General features: G+C 56.3%; 2 protein-coding genes. Both read right to left on the bottom strand.

The annotated features are described in order from the left end of the window. Nucleotides 1–255: 255 nt before the first annotated feature. On the bottom strand, nt 256–1,350 hold the full coding sequence (gene mnmH / locus ACOCD2_RS16720) for a tRNA 2-selenouridine(34) synthase MnmH (protein ID WP_293652922.1): 1,095 nt from the start codon (nt 1,348–1,350) through the stop codon (nt 256–258). Nucleotides 1,351–1,352: 2 nt separating this feature from the next. Continuing rightward, nucleotides 1,353–2,387: a selenide, water dikinase SelD gene (gene selD / locus ACOCD2_RS16715; RefSeq protein WP_293649717.1), complete on the bottom strand. Its 1,035-nt coding sequence runs from the start codon at nt 2,385–2,387 to the stop codon at nt 1,353–1,355. Nucleotides 2,388–2,481 lie beyond the last annotated feature (94 nt).

The following is a 2,481-nucleotide window of genomic DNA, read 5'->3' as shown; positions in this document are numbered from 1 at the left end:
CCAAAGCATCAATTTGCTGATCCATCCAGACAAATATTCGATGTCATGCCGATTACAGAGGCTCCTGCCGAGTCATGTCGGTAAAATGCGGGTTTTGACGTTCTGGAATCACGGATTCAGGTAGAAGTAACATCCAACAATGTTATTCCGGCACAGGCAGGAATCAATAATACCTTGATGACTATGGATCCCGGTCCACGGTGGGGTAAAACAATAACACCATTGTTCGGTGTTTCCCGGAGGAATAGAGATTGATCAGGAATTGGTCAGATATTCGATCACTTCTTTCATGTTTCCACTGAAAATGATGCGATCTTTCTTTTTGGAAGTCTGATAGTCGTACATGGGATCATAGTAATCAGTAAGCAATTGTGAAATCCATTCCTGATGCGCTTCGGGGTTGCCGGTCCGTTCCAGATGGCCGATGGCATGTTGCAGTTTTGCATTCATCTCCCTGTAACGCTCGCCACCCAGGCGCTTGCTGATACGGCTCAGACTGTGGGTGGCGTATGCCGCCCATTTCTGAAACCCCTGATCCTCCCCATACATGGCCTGATATTCTTCCAGGGCACTCGTGACATATTCATCGATGGAGTTGTCGATACGCTCCTGCAATGAAACATCCAGAATCACCAGAGGGCTGCAGGCCATGTGCTCGTACAATGCGGGCGGAATATGTCGTGAGCCCACTGCCTTGCTTTCATCTTCAAATACCAGCCTGAAACGTCCGGCGGCACGATGTCTTATCAGCTCGATGGACAAGCGGTTCTCAAAATCGATCTGTGAAGGCTGGGGAGTTACATGGCCGCCGAAGGCAGAGCCGCGGTGCCAGGCAAGGCCCTCGAGATCAATGCTGTTCTGCAACCGGTGAATGGCGATGGTCTTGCCCGCACCGGTTCTGCCGCCCAGTACGGTGGGCTGGATCTCTGTGATCGACTGATCGATTTCCTCCAGCAGGAAGTTGCGCAAGGCTTTGTAGCCGCCCTCGACGCGGGGGTAGGCGATGCCGGTGGCTTCGTATATCCATTCCTGGGAGATCCTGGAGCGCATGCCACCCCGGAAACAGTACAGCACGCCTTCGGGATGCTGTCGCACGAATGCCTGCCACTGCGCAGTGCGTTCAGCCTTGGGTTGGCCGTCGATGAGTTCCCGGCCCAGCTCGATGGCGGCATCCTGTCCCTGTTCTTTGTAACGAATGCCGATCAGATGTCGTTCTTCGTCGCTGAGCAGGGGAATATTGGTGGCATTCGGGAAGGCGCCCGCCTGAAATTCCATCGGCGCGCGCACATCCAGCAGCGGTGTGCCTTTCAGGAAGAGCTCCCTGAAATCATTGACCTGGGGCAGTTCCATGTTCATTCGACCCGGATAAATATGGCGACATCCCGGGTCCCAAGCTCACCGATGGGCGCGAGGGACAGACCGGCCCGTACCGTGGTATCCAGGAATGCGGGTTCGGCTTCGGGAGTGACGGCGACCAGCAGTCCGCCGGAAGTTTGAGGGTCACACAGGATTTGCTGCTGTTCCGGCGTAAGGGGGGCGATGTGTTCGCCATAGCTGTCGAAATTGCGTTGCGCACCGCCGGGAGAGCAACCCATGGCCAGGTAATCCGGGACATGGGGAAGCAGGGGTACCTGGTCGAAGCGGATGCTGGCCGCCACGTTGCTTCCCTGACAGATTTCCAGCAAGTGTCCCAGCAGGCCAAAGCCGGTGACGTCGGTCATGGCGGTCACGCTGGGTATGGCGGCGAGCTCTGCACCGATGCTGTTGAGCTGGCACATGGTGTCAGGCGCGATACGCTCGTGTCCGGGCGCCAGTTTTTTCTGTTTCTGTGCCGTGGTGAGTATGCCAATGCCGATGGGCTTGGTGAGATACAGGCGGCAGCCAGGCGTGGCCTGGTCGTTTCGCTTGAGCTGCGCATTGTCGACAATGCCCGTTACCGCCAGGCCAAAGATGGGTTCGGGTGAATCGATGGAATGACCGCCTGCCAGGGGAATGCCGGCGTCCTTGCAGGTTTGCCTGCCGCCATCGACCACCCGTTGACCCACTTCCGCGCTGAGTTTGTCGATGGGCCAGCCGAAGATGGCAATGGCCATCAGGGGCTTCCCGCCCATGGCGTAAATGTCGCTGATGGCGTTGGTGGCGGCGATACGGCCGAACTCGAAGGGGTCGTCCACGATGGGCATGAAAAAATCCGTGGTGGAGACCACGGAGCGCCCGTCGCCCAGGTCATAGACCGCGGCGTCGTCACGGGTCTGGTTGCCCACCAGCAGGCGCGGATCCGGGAGCATGCTGACGCTGCCCTGGAGGATTTCGTCCAGCAGCTTCGGAGCGATTTTGCAGCCGCAGCCCGAGCCGTGGCTGTATTCTGTGAGTCGTATGACGGTCATCTTGGATATAATGCCAAATTACATTTGACTAGAGTTTAGAGTTTCAGAGGAGAAAAACCACTAAAAATCTCAAAAAATAGTTGACATAGCAAGG

Source organism: Thiolapillus sp. (assembly GCF_048562965.1).
GTDB lineage: Bacteria > Pseudomonadota > Gammaproteobacteria > Chromatiales > Chromatiaceae > Thiolapillus > Thiolapillus brandeum_A.
Note: the sequence above shows the minus strand (reverse complement) of the source record. Positions and strands in the feature narration are given on the sequence as shown.